At 41.8% G+C, this 16,103-nt stretch carries 15 protein-coding genes and 4 tRNA genes; 11 read left to right on the forward strand and 8 right to left on the reverse strand.

From position 1 onward, the window contains the following. Positions 1-22 precede the first annotated feature (22 nt). From J8Z28_RS00910 to J8Z28_RS00935, 6 genes are all read right to left on the reverse strand, one after another. Entirely contained in the window at positions 23-280 is a 258-nt protein-coding gene (locus tag J8Z28_RS00910) for a YheU family protein (protein ID WP_054554495.1), read from the reverse strand. Continuing rightward, on the reverse strand, positions 277-1,257 hold the full coding sequence (locus J8Z28_RS00915) for a hydrolase (RefSeq protein WP_250659708.1): 981 nt from the start codon (positions 1,255-1,257) through the stop codon (positions 277-279). Before J8Z28_RS00915 ends, J8Z28_RS00910 begins: the two co-directional genes overlap by 4 nt. A gap of 142 nt (positions 1,258-1,399) precedes the next feature. Further along, positions 1,400-1,540, reverse strand: coding sequence for a DUF3149 domain-containing protein (locus tag J8Z28_RS00920; protein WP_119852677.1), 141 nt, complete (start codon positions 1,538-1,540; stop codon positions 1,400-1,402). 237 nt (positions 1,541-1,777) lie between these two features. Next, complete coding sequence (locus J8Z28_RS00925; RefSeq protein ID WP_058583721.1) at positions 1,778-3,934, reverse strand: ATP-binding protein; 2,157 nt, start codon at positions 3,932-3,934, stop codon at positions 1,778-1,780. 112 nt (positions 3,935-4,046) lie between these two features. Further along, on the reverse strand, positions 4,047-4,703 hold the full coding sequence (locus tag J8Z28_RS00930; RefSeq protein WP_250659709.1) for a helix-turn-helix transcriptional regulator: 657 nt from the start codon (positions 4,701-4,703) through the stop codon (positions 4,047-4,049). Positions 4,704-4,933: 230 nt separating this feature from the next. Then, positions 4,934-5,305, reverse strand: coding sequence for a histidine triad nucleotide-binding protein (locus tag J8Z28_RS00935; RefSeq protein ID WP_062564697.1), 372 nt, complete (start codon positions 5,303-5,305; stop codon positions 4,934-4,936). 105 nt (positions 5,306-5,410) lie between these two features. On the opposite strand from J8Z28_RS00935, the gene J8Z28_RS00940 reads away from it, so the two are divergent. Beyond that, positions 5,411-6,040: a DUF2057 domain-containing protein gene (locus J8Z28_RS00940; RefSeq protein ID WP_062564698.1), complete on the forward strand. Its 630-nt coding sequence runs from the start codon at positions 5,411-5,413 to the stop codon at positions 6,038-6,040. Positions 6,041-6,092: 52 nt separating this feature from the next. Here the strand turns inward: J8Z28_RS00940 and J8Z28_RS00945 are convergent, their stop codons facing one another. Beyond that, positions 6,093-7,937, reverse strand: a complete 1,845-nt coding sequence (locus J8Z28_RS00945; protein ID WP_062564699.1) for a M1 family metallopeptidase — start codon at positions 7,935-7,937, stop codon at positions 6,093-6,095. Between the two features lie 145 nt (positions 7,938-8,082). Between J8Z28_RS00945 and murB the strand changes: the two genes are divergently transcribed. The 10 genes from murB (at position 8,083) to J8Z28_RS00995 (ending at position 14,147) form a co-directional block, all read left to right on the forward strand. Further along, the gene (gene murB, locus J8Z28_RS00950) at positions 8,083-9,093 is read left to right on the forward strand and encodes a UDP-N-acetylmuramate dehydrogenase (RefSeq protein WP_062564700.1); all 1,011 of its coding nucleotides are present in this window, start codon (positions 8,083-8,085) and stop codon (positions 9,091-9,093) included. Beyond that, complete coding sequence (birA, locus tag J8Z28_RS00955; protein ID WP_062564701.1) at positions 9,090-10,082, forward strand: bifunctional biotin--[acetyl-CoA-carboxylase] ligase/biotin operon repressor BirA; 993 nt, start codon at positions 9,090-9,092, stop codon at positions 10,080-10,082. The genes murB and birA overlap by 4 nt, the downstream gene beginning before the upstream one ends. Beyond that, positions 10,079-10,777 (forward strand): type III pantothenate kinase, encoded by a 699-nt coding sequence (locus J8Z28_RS00960; protein WP_062564702.1) that lies wholly within the window; start codon positions 10,079-10,081, stop codon positions 10,775-10,777. Before birA ends, J8Z28_RS00960 begins: the two co-directional genes overlap by 4 nt. A gap of 117 nt (positions 10,778-10,894) precedes the next feature. After that, positions 10,895-10,970: transfer RNA gene (locus J8Z28_RS00965), tRNA-Thr, on the forward strand. 40 nt (positions 10,971-11,010) lie between these two features. Then, positions 11,011-11,095 (forward strand) — tRNA-Tyr (locus tag J8Z28_RS00970). 44 nt (positions 11,096-11,139) lie between these two features. Further along, positions 11,140-11,214, forward strand: a tRNA-Gly gene (locus J8Z28_RS00975). Between the two features lie 13 nt (positions 11,215-11,227). Beyond that, positions 11,228-11,303, forward strand: a tRNA-Thr gene (locus J8Z28_RS00980). A gap of 136 nt (positions 11,304-11,439) precedes the next feature. After that, on the forward strand, positions 11,440-12,624 hold the full coding sequence (gene tuf, locus J8Z28_RS00985; RefSeq protein ID WP_054564107.1) for an elongation factor Tu: 1,185 nt from the start codon (positions 11,440-11,442) through the stop codon (positions 12,622-12,624). A 418-nt stretch (positions 12,625-13,042) separates the two neighbouring features. Then, positions 13,043-13,765 carry a hypothetical protein gene (locus tag J8Z28_RS00990; RefSeq protein ID WP_250659710.1) on the forward strand — a complete coding sequence of 241 codons (723 nt, stop codon included), beginning with the start codon at positions 13,043-13,045 and terminating at the stop codon, positions 13,763-13,765. Positions 13,766-13,832: 67 nt separating this feature from the next. Then, positions 13,833-14,147, forward strand: a complete 315-nt coding sequence (locus J8Z28_RS00995) for a hypothetical protein (RefSeq protein ID WP_130167790.1) — start codon at positions 13,833-13,835, stop codon at positions 14,145-14,147. 60 nt (positions 14,148-14,207) lie between these two features. On the opposite strand, the gene J8Z28_RS01000 is transcribed toward J8Z28_RS00995, so the two are convergent. Next, positions 14,208-15,848 carry an endonuclease gene (locus J8Z28_RS01000; protein WP_130167791.1) on the reverse strand — a complete coding sequence of 547 codons (1,641 nt, stop codon included), beginning with the start codon at positions 15,846-15,848 and terminating at the stop codon, positions 14,208-14,210. Between the last annotated feature and the right edge of the window lie 255 nt (positions 15,849-16,103).

The following is a 16,103-nucleotide window of genomic DNA, read 5'->3' on the forward strand; positions in this document are numbered from 1 at the left end:
GGTTACAGTGTAACTTACAAGTTTAGTCGTTGAACGACGCTTGGTACTCTGGGTCAGCTTGTAGAGCAATGAATTCAGCTTTGGATATAATCGTAACTGACTCATGTAACTCAGAAAAAAACACCATGGCTTCACCATTTTTAAGCTGTTGATGAACCTGCGCTACTTTGCTTTCAATGCTAAATTCTTGTTCGCCGTAATCAGTGCCTTCACGTAAAACATAACTTTCGATTAAATTATACAGAGTCTCTTTATCGAGGCGTTCGTGGGGAATGATCATAACTGCTCTTTTTTAACTAATTGTTGAAAATACTCAGGAACAATTCGTTCAAGCCAATATTCGGGCTTAAAAGGGTTTTTACCGCTAATAAATCCGACATGGCCCCCTTGTTCTGAGATGCGCAGCGTAACATGTTCACTCACATCTAAGCTATCTGGCACGGCTTTTATTGATAACATCGGGTCATCTTTGGCGTGCACAATCAGCGTAGGTGTTGCAATGCTTTTTAAAAATGGTTTTGCACTCGCTTGCTGATAGTAATCTTCAGCACTGGCAAAGCCATGCAATGGTGCCGTGAGCATATTATCGAATTGCCATAAGTCATCAATCGCCATGAGCTTTTCTGGCGTTAGGCTAATTTGCTGTTCGATTTGTGGTAGCTTTCTTTGCATCGACTTTTTCATACGGTCGAGCAAATACTTTTGATAAATCTTACCTAAGCTTTTACGAATAACTTCGCAAGATGAAGATAAATCAAACGGTGCAGACACAACGGCTGCGCCAGTTAAGTTTGATTTAGTACCTTGCTCACCTAAATACTTTGCCAGTACATTACCACCTAACGAAAAGCCCACGGCAAATAACGGGCGTTTTGGAAACTTGCTCTTCAGGTGGTTGATGAAAAAGCGCAGGTCTTCTGTTTCGCCGCTGTGATAAGCACGTGCTAAACGGTTAACTTCGCGCGAGCAGTTTCGAAAATGCATTAATACAACAGCAAAGCCTTGTTGTTTAAGCTTTTTCATCATGCCTTTAGCATAAAAGCTGTTTATATTGCCTTCTAAACCATGCAATACAATAGCGAGGGGTGCTTGCTCGTTATGAGGTGTTGCCCAAGCCAGTTCTAAAAAGTCGCCATCTGGAGTATCGATTGTCGATAAGTCGTAGCGGGTATTATGAAAAGGGCGAAAAAAGCGCGGCATTATGGTTTGTAAATGGCGATTGCGCATCCACCACGCAGGCTTAAACTCAGGTAACATAGCTGACACTTTCGAAACAAAATAAGCGCCTATTGTAGCAAGTTTTTGCTTTTTGAGAACCGCTACAAGATTTTAGCTAGCTGCAAATAAAAAGCCCCTAAACAATAAATTGGATAGGGGCTTTGTGCGTCGTGCTTAATTCTTACTTAGGAACTTCTGCGTCGTGTATTTTCTTAATAAAGAAACCAACATAGAAAAGGCATAAAACGATAACAACTGCCAAAATGCCGAATGACATAAATAAAACTGGGTCGCTAAAAAAATCTCTGAAGAATACGTTCATGGTTGTGCCTCCTAATGTCTATGAGTTAATCATAGGCTGGCTTGAGGGCGGCTGATATGATCCAGATCAAGCTATTTTCCTGATGCTAAATAAGGCGATTTAATAGTTGATTTGGATCAAGTTTATTAGGGGAGTTCGGAGCTTTCAGGCATGGGAGAGGGAGAATTTCTACGCATATGACAAATGTCGCTTGCTTGAGGATAATTAGGGATTAGTCTCGCTAGGAGCTAGGAGCTCCTATGCTAACTCACTTCTAACATGCTTTAAGTAGGCTTGTAGGCTTTCTTGCCATAGGACTAATGCGTCGGTTAGTGATTCCTTTAAAGGCTTGTTGTCGAGCAGTTTACGCTCGATTTTCTTAAGCTCTAAACCATAGCGGTTAAAGCCTAGTTGTAAAGCCGTGCTGGCTTGGCGGTGCAGTAGCTTGATGCACTGCTCTTTATCATCCTCGACGAGCTGTTGGCAGCGGATCAGTTTGTTTCTGGCTGACAATACAAACTCGTTGTAAATCGATGACACTTCATCTTCACTGAATGAGCTGACAAGAGTCGCTGCGGCTGTTTCATCATAGAGTGTATCGCGCAGCTCAACAGCAATGCTTGCTGCTTGATTACTTTGTGAATCACTAAGTGCTTGGCGTAGTTTTTGTTGCTTAATTGGTTTGCCAACAATGTCTTTGATGCCAAGTGCTAAGTATTCTTTTATTTCATCAGGGCTAAGACTCGCGGTGAACGCTAACACCGGGGTTCGCTGGTTTAAATGGTCGATATTTTTTAGCTTTTTCAGCACTTCTTGGCCTGTTAAATCAGGCAAATTCATATCGAGTAATACCACATCAAAGTGATGTTTTTGCATTAGTTCAATGGCACTAGTACCATCTTTTGCAAGCTTAATCTTGTGCTCGTCATCGGCCATAAATTCAATGGCAATTTTTTGGTTTAAGTCGAGGTCTTCAACTAATAACACGTCTAGGCCAGTAACATAATCTTTTGATTGGTGGCGCTGCTCAACAAGACTAAGCTCGCCAATGGCAAGTGGAATATCAAAGCTGAAAGTACTGCCTTTATTAAGTTCACTCTCAATATTGAGCTTGCTGCCTAACTTTTCCAGTAAGCGGCTGGTGATTGCTAAGCCAAGGCCTGTACCACCTTTTTCTTTACCTGCGCTGCTTTGAACATAAGGTTCTGTTAGGTATGCAATTTCTTCATCTTCAATACCAGGTCCTGAGTCAATAACACTAATGCGAACAAGGTGATCTAATTGCCCTTCATTGAGCAGTTTTACTTGGATTTTGACTGCACCTTGGTCGGTAAATTTAATCGCATTACCTACTAAGTTAATAATAACTTGTCTGAGTTTTTGTTGGTCGCAGTAATAACATGCTTGATCGGGCAAGTTGTATATAAGTTCAAACTTTAAATGTTTTTGCTCTGCTAAAGGGCTGAGTAAAAGGCACAGGTTATTGAGCCAGGTTTTAAACTCGACATCTTCTTCGTAGAGCGCTTCATCACGCTGATCAAGGCTAGCGTAATCGAGTACTTTATCGACCAGTAAGTTTAGCGACTCAGCTGAGTTAATTATTGCTTCACAATAAGGTTTGTCACGTGGGTCACTCGACTGGTTCATGATTAGCTGTGCACTACCCAAAATGCCATTTAACGGCGTACGTATTTCATGGCTGATAGTTGATAGGAATAAACCACGAATTTCTAAGTCTTTATGAGCTTTTTCAGCTAACTGATTGAGGTTTTGTTCGCGGCGTTCATTACATAATAGTGCCATACCAGTTGCATAAAACATCGGCGCAATAACACCATTAATAAATAAAGTGATACTAAACCAATCCGCTGACAATAAGCTTGCCGTTGTGACATCTCCCATCATTAAGGTTCGGCCTGTAAATATAGCCAGAATAATGCTGAGAATTAAAATGTAGACAATACTGCCATTAGGGTAACTTTTACGGCCATTTCGAATAAATAATGCCAGTAAAAACAAGGCTTCAACTATATGCTGAAGATCAGAAACCAAAATTCGACTACGTAACTCTGCGCTATCAGTGGCAAGGTAAATCATGGTAATCGCGAGCGCCACCGTTATCGCAACAAAGGTTTTAAAGCCAACGCATTTGGCATTTAAAAATTGGCAAATCGCAAGTACATGAATAATGGAAGCACTAAAGAGTAGGGTGTTTGCGATAGCAACACTGGCAATATTATTGATATGACCATGCAATGCAAAACTCATTACCGATGCAAACATCACTAGAGGGTAGAAAATATAGAGTAAGGTGCCCGGAGTATTATTATTGGTTCGCCATGTAAGGTAATTAAGAAGAGTCATCACTGCCATCATGGCAGCACTGGCGTAATATAAAGTGGCTGAGTCGAGCATTGTATTTCCGGTGTTTTGCAATCAGTTTGAGCATAAAGTCAATTACAGTGTTTAGCAACCAGAAACAAAAACAGACGCGGCTGCGTCTGTTTTAACTTGTAGGATGTTTAGTTTAGAGAATTTCGTCTGGAATATTCTGCTGTGCCCAAGACAATAGCTCGATACGGTTACGACATTTAGTTTTTCTAAATGCACTATATAAGTGAGTTTTAACTGTATGTGGGCTGATGCTTAAGTCTTCAGCAATTTCTTTATTTTTCGAACCTTTACTCATTAGTGAGATAATTGCTTTTTCACGTTTAGTAAGTTTAACCGGTTCGATGTCACCATCTGTCAATTTGTGGAGTGCGTCTTTATTGAACTGCAACATACGATTTAGTGCATTACACATGATGTCGCGGCGATACCATAGTTGATCTTCAAGTAATAAACGAATGCCTTTCATTAACACATCAGCATTATCTGTTGTGTAAAACACACCACGAATACCACTTAATAGAGCACGGTTTGCAAGTTCAGGGTTTTCATCTAGGTTAAACAGCACGATATCGCATTTTAATCGTAAATTAACTAGCTGCTCTTTTAACTTGCCCCACGGATCTGTGCTTGACGTTTCAATAAATAACAAGCGTGTTCCTTCTGGTACTTCAGAGATATCAGTACCAGATGTCACTGCTAGTCCTTGTGTTTTTAACAATGGCTCTAATACGTTAATGCCAATAGTGTTAATTGGCTCTGGATCTAATAATAAAAAGGCTGAACTACTCATATATATACACTCTTGAATAAAGTTGACAGTTAAATCCTATCACGCAATCCACCCCTTTCGTATTAGAAATTTCTGAGAGTTGTGCAGGAAAAGTACAGTTTGTGTCTGTTTTGTGTCAAAAATTACAGTTAGTTAACTAATCGCAATATGTTAACTAACTGATATATATTTATTATAGCCAAAAATAATATGTTTGTGCTACTTTTTACATTTGTTTACATGTTAAAGTATTAGATTGCTGTTTTTTTCTTGTCCTGATATGGAGGCCAGCCCATTTCTTTACCTGCTAACATGTGTAGGTGTATATGGTACACAGTTTGTCCGCCGTGGTCATTACAGTTCATTACGACGCGAAATCCGTCTTCACTAAAGCCAAATTGTTTAGCGAGTTTTGCAGCAACTACATATAAGTGACCGACTAAAGCGGCGTTTTCTTCCGTAACATCATTAATCGTCGCTATTGGCGTTTTTGGGATGATCAGCACATGAAAAGGGGCTTGTGGGTTAATATCTTTAAAAGCTAGAGATAGATCGTCCTCATAAACAATATCAGCTGGGATCTCTCGGTTAATAATCTTTGTAAAAATAGTCTCTTGGCTCATACTTAGCTCTCTTATAAATGTGGTTAAATGACCGTCCACTAATGACAAACTTTATTTGCAGTGTCAAACTGAAACTGCCGCAAGTTGAACAACCAAGGAGTGAACATGCGTAAGTTAGTATTACTGAGTAGTGCGTTAATGCTATTTAATAGTTTCAGCAGTGTAGCTGAGACTATTCACTTTCCCGAAGAGTTTGTACCCTTACAAGTTGGAGAGCGCCTAATTGAACAGTCGTTTTTCAGTCGTGTTGACGATGTTGAGCTTGCCCCTGGTACTTACCAAGTGAAGATGAAATATACCGATCTTTACGAGCAAGGTTATGATGACCATCAAGTTGTTGAGTCAGAGCCATTTTGGGTTGAGCTTACGGTAGAGAGTGGCAAAGACTATGACCTAGTGTTTAATCGTGCCAGTAATGCTGTTGCGGCAGAAGTGTTTGCTGAATCACCGCAAGTGAGCTTAAAAGCCAAGGGCAGTGAACTTGCTGTGCCGCTATCGATAGTGAGCTATCGTGCAGCTAGCGCGCCTGTACAAGCTGTAGCCAGTGCCCCAGTTGCTGCTACAAGTACAAGCAACAAGCCTGTGACAGCAGTCCCTGTCACATTGCCTGCAAAAGTACCCGGCGGACAAGCGGGTTTGAAAAATACGCCAAGTGCGGCTGCGATGCTTGAGTTTTGGTGGCAACAAGCAAGCCCTGAAGAGCGCCGTGCGTTCTTACAAAAAGTAAGTAACTAATAAAATAATTAAAAAAGACGCTGATTGCAGCGCCTTTTTTGTGTTTGATGACTTACTTTGCAAATAAGTCGTCAACAGTACCTTGTGCAAGTGGGTGGTAACCCGGACGTGCTTTTAAGTACACATCATGCGCCCAGTCTTTTTTACCGTTTTTAATAAGTGCTTTATAGAGTGGCACAATTAATTTACGACGACCGATGCCTGATAGGTGTTCATCAAGCGCAGGGTAAATTGGTTGATAACCATTACCTACCGCTAGCATAAACCATGCGAAAGCACGCTCTGCATTAGTTGACTGTGTTAGGTTGAATTGATTATCAAGTTCAGTCATTTTTTCGATGCTTAAATCGCGAGGTAGGTTATTCAAAAAGTGTAGCCACTCGTGAACTGACCAATCCGCTGTTGGTAACTGGGCTGCACTGATCTCACCGTTTAACCATGTTTTGGTTACAGCATCAACTTTATCGAAGGCATCAGACGTTGGGTTAGGAGCATCGCTTGGTAAACCAGGCTCAAAGATCCACTCATTAACTTTATCCATGCTCACAACGCCTGGGTATTTGTCGATCAAGTTAGCTTTTAAGTAAGTAACAAATTGCGCTGTTGTAAGAGACTTAAACGCAAATTGGTCAAAGTAACCCTTTACGAATGGGTCAAACTTATCACGGCCAAATTTGTTTTCTAGATAGATTAAGAAAAGCTGACCTTTAGTGTAAGGCACTGAGCTAAATGCATCATCAGGATCGCGGCCATTAAGTTTTAAATTAAGACGCGTATCTGGTGCTGGTAGAGTTTTAAGTAATGCACGTAAGCCGGCTGCATCAAGCGCTTGTTCCATAACTGCACGGTCACGACCAAACACTTCTTCCATAATGCGGTTTTCAACGTAAGACGTGAAACCTTCATTTAGCCATAAATCTTCCCAAGTCGCATTAGTCACTAAGTTACCAGACCAAGAGTGAGCAAGCTCGTGAGCAATTAGGTTTACTAAGCTTTTATCGCCAGCAACAACCGTTGGTGTGATGAATGATAAACGTGGGTTTTCCATGCCACCAAATGGGAAGCTTGGCGGTAGCATTAATAAGTCATAACGACCCCATGCGTATTCGCCGTACATCGCGTTAGTTTTATCGATCATCGCTTGCGTGTCGTTAAACTCAGCAACTGATGCATCTAAAATTGTTGGCTCAGCAAAGATACCCGTTTGCTTAGACATAGCTTTAAATTCTAAATTACCAGCACCAATTGCGATTAAGTATGGCGAAATTGGTTGTGGCATATTAAAGAGATAATCGCCGTCCTTATAAAGTGCATCTTTGTTATCAGCACTCATTACCGCACGAATGTCTTTAGGAGTGTGAATACGTGCCGAGTAGGTTACGCGCATTGCTGGCGTATCTTGTACTGGGATCCAACTACGAGCATGAATTGCTTGTGATTGGCTGTACATAAATGGGTGTGATTTACTGGCTGTTTGCTCTGGCGTTAACCACTGTAAACCTGAAGCTTCTGGGCGGCTGTTGTAGTAAATACGTGCTTTAACCGCTTGGCTTTTAAATTTAATTGTTAATTTTGAGCCCTTCACGTCATCACGTGCAGCAAGGGTGAAGTCAGCTTTGTGCCAGCTGCCATTTTGATCTTGATACATTACTTTGTCGATATCTAAATCGCGTGTATCAAGTACCAGTGTTTTGCTTGTTGCGTTATGCCAATCTAGCGTGTGCTCAACAAAACCTTCTAGTTGTTTGTCATCAAAATCAACATCTAAATCTAGTAGTAGGTGAGTGGTTGTTACGTCATCTAAGTTTGCGTAAGTGTGCTGGCTGATTGCATCTGCAGTTGCTTGAGAGCAAGCACCGGCCATAGCAAGACTTAAAAGTAATGGTTTAAACTTCATAATAACCCTGGAACGGAAATGAAAAAGAGCCCGTTTTATAACATGATTAGTGCAGTGGGTTGAGTGATTTTTACAATCTAATGCGTATTTTGCGACGATAGGTTACACTAATGCGATTAGTTACCGGTAACCTTTGAGGCGTTTTGTGGCCCAGTCCCTGCAATCTTTTCATACCTTTTCTTTGCCAAGCCAATGCCAGCATTTTTATCAAATTGATGAAATGAATCAGCTTTTAAGCACAGACTTTTCTGGGCCATTTTGTATTTTAGGTGAAGGCAGTAATACGGTGTTTTTATCTGACTACCAAGGTTCTGTGATCCACATGAATACGAAGGGCATAGATATAGAGCAGCAAAGCGATGGCTTTTTATTGCACATTGCAGCCGGAGAAAACTGGCACCAATTAGTTGCTATGACTATTGCTAATGATATGCCTGGGCTTGAAAACCTTGCTTTAATACCTGGGACTGTTGGTGCTGCACCAGTGCAAAATATAGGTGCTTACGGTGTAGAGCTTGAAAAGTTTGTGAGTTATGTCGAATACTTTGATATTGCCACCAAAACCATAAAGCGCTTAACTAAAGGCGAATGCCAATTTGGCTATCGTGACTCTATCTTCAAGCATGCACTGAAAAATCAAGCGGTGATCACCCAAGTAGGGTTGCTGTTACCTAAGAAATGGCAGCCAGTACTGAGTTATGGACCATTGCAAGAGCTTTCAGAACCCTCTCCACAGCAGGTATTTGAGCAAATCATCACAACAAGAAACAGCAAACTACCAAACCCCAGTGAACTTGCAAATGCAGGCAGTTTTTTCAAAAACCCAGTGATCAGGAATGAGCAACTTGCGTTACTTTTAAAAAGCTACCCAGAGCTACCTCATTACTTTGTGGATGCTGAGCATCATAAAGTTGCGGCGGGGTGGTTGATTGAGCAAGCAGGGTTAAAAGGCTTTAAGGTCGCCGGTATTGAAGTGCATCAGCAGCAAGCTTTAGTGCTAGTAAACCACGGTAATAGTACAGGTGATGACTTAATTGCCATGGTAAAGCATGTACAACAACAGGTTTGGCATAAATATCAGATTGCTTTACAGCACGAAGTACGCCTGATCAATGCCGATAATGAGTGTCATATTGAATCGGGAGCTTCATCATGAAAGCGCCAGATGGAAATAAGCTCGCTATTTTACAAGCTCTAAATACCGGTGGTTTTATTTCTGGTCAGCAATTGGGCGAGCAGCTCGGTATTAGCCGTGCAGCAGTGGGTAAACATATTCACTCTTTGCAGGAGATGGGGCTCGATATATTTAAGGTTACGGGTAAAGGGTATTGCCTAAATAATAGTGCAGGCTTAATGAACAAAGAAAAGATCGGTCTGCATTATAATGAGTTAGGTGGCAGCACCGCTAATGTTGAAGTGCAGCCTATTATTGACTCAACCAACAGTGAGTTAATGCGCCGTTTGCAAACAGAAGTATCTCTGCCATCTGGAAGCGTATTAGTTGCAGAAATGCAGCAAGCGGGAAGAGGGCGCCGTGGGCGCGTTTGGCAATCTCCATTTGGCGCAAACTTATACTTTAGTTACTTTTGGCGTTTGGATGATGGTTTGCAAGCTGCTATGGGGGTCTCTATTGCTGTTGGGCTTGCTGTTTACGATACGCTTAAAGCCTTATATCAATTAGATGTAGAGCTTAAGTGGCCAAATGATATCTACTTGAACCGTGAAAAATTAGCGGGCGTATTAGTTGAACTTGACGGCCAACCACAAGGTCCTTGTCAGCTTGTAATAGGTATAGGTATCAATTTACATATGCCAGAAAGTGTTAGCCAACACATAGATCAAGCATGGACTGACTTAAGTCAGCATGTGCAGGGGTTAGATAAAAACAAGCTGGTGGCCTATTTATGCTTTTATTTAGAAAAACGTTTAGCTCAGTATCAGCAATCGGGTTTAAACGATATGTATCTACAGTGGAATCAATTAAATGCATTTGCAGGTGAGTGTGTTGAGCTAAACACGGGGCATCGTAGCTGGCGTGGTATTTGCGAAGGAATTGATAACCAAGGTGGCGTGCGTATTCGCCAAGACGGCGAAGTGAAAAGTTATTATGGTGGTGAAATTTCATTACGTAAGGCTGAGCTATGAAACTATTAGTGGATGTTGGCAATACCGCAATTAAAGCCGTTTTGTTTGATGGCAAGGATTACCAAAGCTGTGAACTCAGCAATTTACCTTGGTCACAAATAACAGAGCTGGTCTATGCCTGCGTAGGTAGTACAGCGCTACTTAAACCGTTATTAGCACAGGCGCAGCAACATGCTGTTCCTTACTTTGAAGCAGAGGTCACAGCAAAACTCGCTACGTTAACCTGTGCCTATCAGCAGTTTCAAAACCTAGGAATTGATCGCTGGCTCGCGGTGATCGCTGCGTATGTAGAATATCCCGAGCAAAACTGCATTATTATCGATGCCGGTACAGCAACGACAATTGATGTGCTTAATAAAGAAGGCGCGCATCTAGGAGGCTGGATCTTACCAGGCCTTGATTTAATGACCTCATCACTTACCCAAAATACGCAACGCGTGTTTGATGATGAGCAAACCCCATTTACGACTGAGTTAGGGCGTAATACGCCAAATGGCCTAAAAAATGGCGCTATGGTTGCTACTCTTGGTGCAATCGAGCAAGCAAAACAACATCTTAACCAACAGAGTTGTCAGTTATTATTTGCTGGTGGTTATGGCAAATTGTTAGCAGATACATATATAGATGCTAAGTTTGACAGCTTGCTCGTGTTTAAAGGACTGAATTACTGGCGTGAATTAGCTATAAAGCAGTAAAAATACGGGTTTTTGCCTGAATAGTGAGCGTTTAACACATAAATTCACATTTTTTTTAATTTTATGGTTGCATCACAATAAACCTTACCTTAGAATCTCGCCCCGTACTAAAGCAGTGCCGACTTAGCTCAGTTGGTAGAGCAACTGACTTGTAATCAGTAGGTCATCCGTTCAACTCGGATAGTCGGCACCACTTTCCTTTTACCGGAAGTGACTTAGTAAAGAATTTTCGTGGAGGGGTTCCCGAGCGGCCAAAGGGATCAGACTGTAAATCTGACGGCTCAGCCTTCGCTGGTTCGAATCCAGCTCCCTCCACCACTTTATTCTTGACGGTTAGAGGTAGTTTAAGAACAGGTTCCTATGCGGGCATCGTATAATGGCTATTACCTCAGCCTTCCAAGCTGATGATGCGGGTTCGATTCCCGCTGCCCGCTCCAGACTTCTGGTGTTGCTGATATAGCTCAGTTGGTAGAGCGCACCCTTGGTAAGGGTGAGGTCGGCAGTTCAAATCTGCCTATCAGCACCAGTATCGAGAACTCATCTTAATTTCTTCCTTTATCTGTCAGAAAAAACTATTTGAAATTTGAAAAAATTAAATTAATCTACCCTCGGTGGATTATTTTCATATGTAATCTAGATACACAAAACTGATAGGTTCCGTCATGGCAAAAGAAAAGTTTGAACGCGTAAAACCGCACGTAAACGTTGGTACAATCGGCCACGTTGACCACGGTAAAACAACTCTAACAGCAGCAATCACTAACGTACTTGCAAAAGTATACGGTGGTGTAGCTAAAGACTTCGCATCAATCGATAACGCTCCAGAAGAGCGTGAGCGTGGTATCACAATCTCAACTTCACACGTTGAGTACGATACTCCAACTCGTCACTACGCACACGTAGACTGTCCAGGACACGCCGATTATGTTAAAAACATGATCACTGGTGCTGCTCAAATGGACGGCGCAATCCTAGTAGTTGCTGCGACTGACGGTCCTATGCCACAAACTCGTGAGCACATCCTACTTTCTCGTCAGGTTGGTGTACCTTACATCATCGTATTCATGAACAAATGTGACATGGTTGACGACGAAGAGCTACTTGAGCTAGTTGAGATGGAAGTTCGTGAACTTCTTTCTGAGTACGACTTCCCAGGTGATGACTTACCACTAATCCAAGGTTCAGCGCTTAAAGCGTTAGAAGGCGAGAAAGAGTGGGAAGATAAAATCGTTGAGCTTGCAGAAGCACTAGATTCTTACATCCCAGAGCCAGAGCGTGACATCGATAAGCCATTCATCATGCCTATCGAAGACGTATTCTCAATCCAAGGTCGTGGTACTGTTGTAACTGGCCGTGTTGAAGCTGGTATCATCAACGTGAATGACGAAGTTGAAATCGTAGGTATCAAAGAAACTACGAAGACAACTTGTACAGGTGTTGAGATGTTCCGTAAGCTTCTAGACGAAGGTCGTGCGGGTGAGAACATCGGTGCACTTCTACGTGGTACTAAGCGTGAAGACGTTGAACGTGGTCAAGTACTAGCTAAGCCTGGTTCAATCACTCCACACACGAAGTTCACTTCAGAAGTATACGTACTTTCTAAAGATGAAGGTGGTCGTCACACTCCATTCTTCAAAGGTTACCGTCCACAGTTCTACTTCCGTACAACTGACGTAACAGGTGACGTACAGTTACCAGACGGCGTTGAAATGGTAATGCCTGGTGATAACATCAAGATGACTGTAGAACTAATCTGCCCAATCGCGATGGACGAAGGTTTACGCTTCGCTATCCGTGAAGGTGGCCGTACAGTTGGTGCTGGTGTTGTTGCAACTATCGTTGAGTAATATCAACAGATAGAGCTTCACAGCTTATAAAAAGGTCGCCTAGGCGGCCTTTTTTAATGTCTGTAGAAAAGCTATCAGCTGTCAGCTTTCAGACGTCAGATTAGATTGGTGGAGTTGTTTTGTGCGGTGCCTACTCAAGCCATGAAATCCCGTAGGAGAGGCACTTTAGTGCCGAATTAGAAGCATTCTTACAATTAGGTTTGACCTAGACTCTTTAAACTTTACTCTTGCTAACTCGCAACTCGCAACTCGCAACTCGCAACTCGCAACTCGCAAACTCGCAAACTCGCTAACTCGCAACTCGCAAACTCGCTAACTCGCAACTCGCAACTCGCAAACTCGCTAACTCGCAACTCGCAACTTTCCTATGAACTAATTCACTCATTTAGCACTCTTAAAAATAAAACGAGGCGCTAGGGTGTTAAAAGGGAATTACAAAGCATGGATCATCTCAATTTCGTTACATGCTGTTTTGTTGCTGTTATTTACTCGATATGGAAAGTCTTTAAAACTACCCGCAGTCGCTGAACCGCCAAAAGTAATCAACGCGTATGTGAGTGTTGATTTAACTTCGTTACCTAGTTTGCAGAAAATCCAAGAAAAACCTTCACCTGAGCAAACAGAAGGAATGCCTGATGAGGTTAATTCTTTGCCAAAAAACGAAGAAACTTCGCAGAGTAGCTCTGGGCAGATAAGTGATTCTAATACAGTTAATCCCACAATAGACGAACCCAAAAAAGCTACCTCTGAGGTTGTAAAGCCTATTCAGACAGCTGAGAATTCAAAAATAGCCGAAGAGCCTTTTAAAAAGCTCAACCCTTATGCACCAATCCCACAGCTTAATTTTGAAAATGGTTCTGCTAATGAGTCTTTGTTTGGGCAGGGTGAAGCGACGATTAGTAATAGCCCCGCAGGCAGGGTTACAGTGCCCGCACAATTAACCGTCTCTGATAAAGCAACTGTCGTTTGGCAAAACGGCGATGGCAGCAAGCGTATCGAGGTGCTAAATGGCATGTGTTACGGCATAGATTTTAATTCGGTGTTTGGTAAATCTGGAGTGCCAAGTGGATCGCCCAGACCCTGTGAAGATAAAGAAGCAAAACTATTTAAAGATATAATGAATAAGTGGAGTAAAAAGTAATAACAAAACACTTTACCTCAACTTAACTTGAGCTTTTAAAGTAGCGTTTTTTGTAATGGATATCGCTATGAGCTCACTTGAAAACTATTTATTAAGCCTACAAATCAATTGCTACCACACATCAGTGATGCAGATTTCTCAAGTACAAACACGTATTTGGCAGTCATTACAAAATAGTTCTAGTTATGCTCATAATGTAATCAAAGAGTTTGAATTAAATGGGCAGTCTACGCATTACCAACATGCCGCCCTATTTACACTGGTTTTACAGCAACTCGGTTATAAAATACAGCCAACAGCAGAAAATACTTTGTCGGTAAGGCATAACCATTTGTTACATGACATTCGTCTTGTTGAGCAGTTAAACCCTAATGAGGCTTAAGTCATGTTTTATCGTATAAAAAGGCACTTAGCCGAAACTAAGTGCCTTGACTTAACGAAGTTACCAAATCATTTCTACAAATTCTGGGTGATCCACAAATGGGTTGCGGTTACCTTGATGTTCATAAGCGGCTTGGTTACGGTCAAGCTCTAATTGGCTAACGGGATCCTCGTTATGCCACTTTAATAACATAGCAACGACCCAGCTCTCAAAAACCTGATTAGATGAACCATTCAGTACAGCGTTACTGTAAGTTGTGTTGTTTTGCCATGAGCCAATCACGTTTTCATAGCGTGTTGCCATATAGAAATACGCTCTTGCAAAGTCACCTTTAAACTCATCGATAGGTTCAAAAACCGTTCCTGAGTAATTTAATGTGCTAGCAGCGCTGCCTAATTTACTGCCGTTACTAGAGGTATAGCTTGCACTAGCTACTTCACCAAATGGGTAATTACTGCGTTTTGAATTGACATAACCATCAGTGGCAAAAATGTGATGTACGTCTGAATTCATTGGCTCAACTGTTCCACCAAACCAACTTTTCGGGAAAGAATGCTCACGGTTGTAGCAATCTGCTTCGCTGTTGTATGTACCACATTGGTCGCTCACAGCAACATAGTTGTAGCTGTCTTGGCCTGCAGGGTTTTCTGAATAACGGTCTAAAATAGAGTTGTCGTTTTCAAAATACTTATCGCGTGAAGCAACATCATAAAAACTCCAAATCGCGGAATAGCCCTGCGAGTTGTGACCTTTAATTATGTTGTATAGCTCTGTTTTCAGTGCATAACCACTAAGGCCTTGCGTTGTAACATAGTATCCCGTTGGCTCTGTTGGGGTTGTACCACCCCCGTCACTGCCGCCTGAGCTATCACCCAAACTAAACGGCGTAGCTTCTGAGCTTTGGAAGCTTGCACCACTGGCAAGTACTGTTTGACCGAACGAAAGGCTATAGCTACCGTTACCGTAAGAGCAGCATATGCCATCACCATAGCTATCAAAAATAGTAAAGGTATAGTCACCATCAGTTAAGCATGCTTGCTCACTGTATTGAGTATTTGCTGCATAGCTGCCGCCTGATGCTACTGCACTACCTTGGCTATTGGTGATTTGCCAACTGGTTTCTTCCCCATAATTATCGGTAGTGAGGGTTAAAGACACTTGGTTATCGGCGCAGCTGCCCGTAGGTGGTGGAGTTGAGTCTGTGTTTGGTGCAAAGTTATCTACATAAACGACTTCGCTGCCATCAAAACCAGTTACATCGTAAAAGCGCAGGCCAACATTAATTGATGTGGTCGCAGAGGCTGTGTACTGATAACTGATTTGTTGCCATTGATTGGTTAATGCTGAGTTAGAATAACCTTGATAGCCATCAACTACTAAGCGAGCTTTTACGCCACCTTCTGTATGGTAAACCCAAGCAGAAAACTCATAACTTTCACCCGCCACTACCTCTACTAATTGTTGTAAATCGGTATTACTTTGGGTGCCAGTATTAACCACGACTTGTGCTGAGTAATTACCTGAGTAAACCACATTAGTATTAGCGCTAAGACTAATACCGCTATCAATAGTGCTCCAGCTTGCAGGGGTATTTGCTGACCAGCTTTCGAAGTCGGCGTTACTAACATTTGCCAATGCTGAACTTGCTAAACAAAGTAAGCTACTGGCTAGCATATATTTTTTACATGTCCCGTGTGACATTGTATTTTCCTTTTTATATTTTAATAGTTTTTGCTGTTCTCAAAATGAACACAGCGAGTATAGGCTAATTGGCTTATGTTGCAATAATGTTAATTAATAAAGGTTTCTTATTTGGGAATTTTTGCTTTTAACATGTTTTTTTTGGATAAACACTAAATTAATAACTAAATGGAATATCAAAGCAGATTCTATTCTTTTTTAATCGCCTCAGACCTCGTTATTCTTCACGCTCAGATAAACCTTTAAAGCATTTCT

It is taken from the genome of Pseudoalteromonas sp. SCSIO 43088 (assembly GCF_023650795.1).
GTDB lineage: Bacteria > Pseudomonadota > Gammaproteobacteria > Enterobacterales > Alteromonadaceae > Pseudoalteromonas > Pseudoalteromonas shioyasakiensis.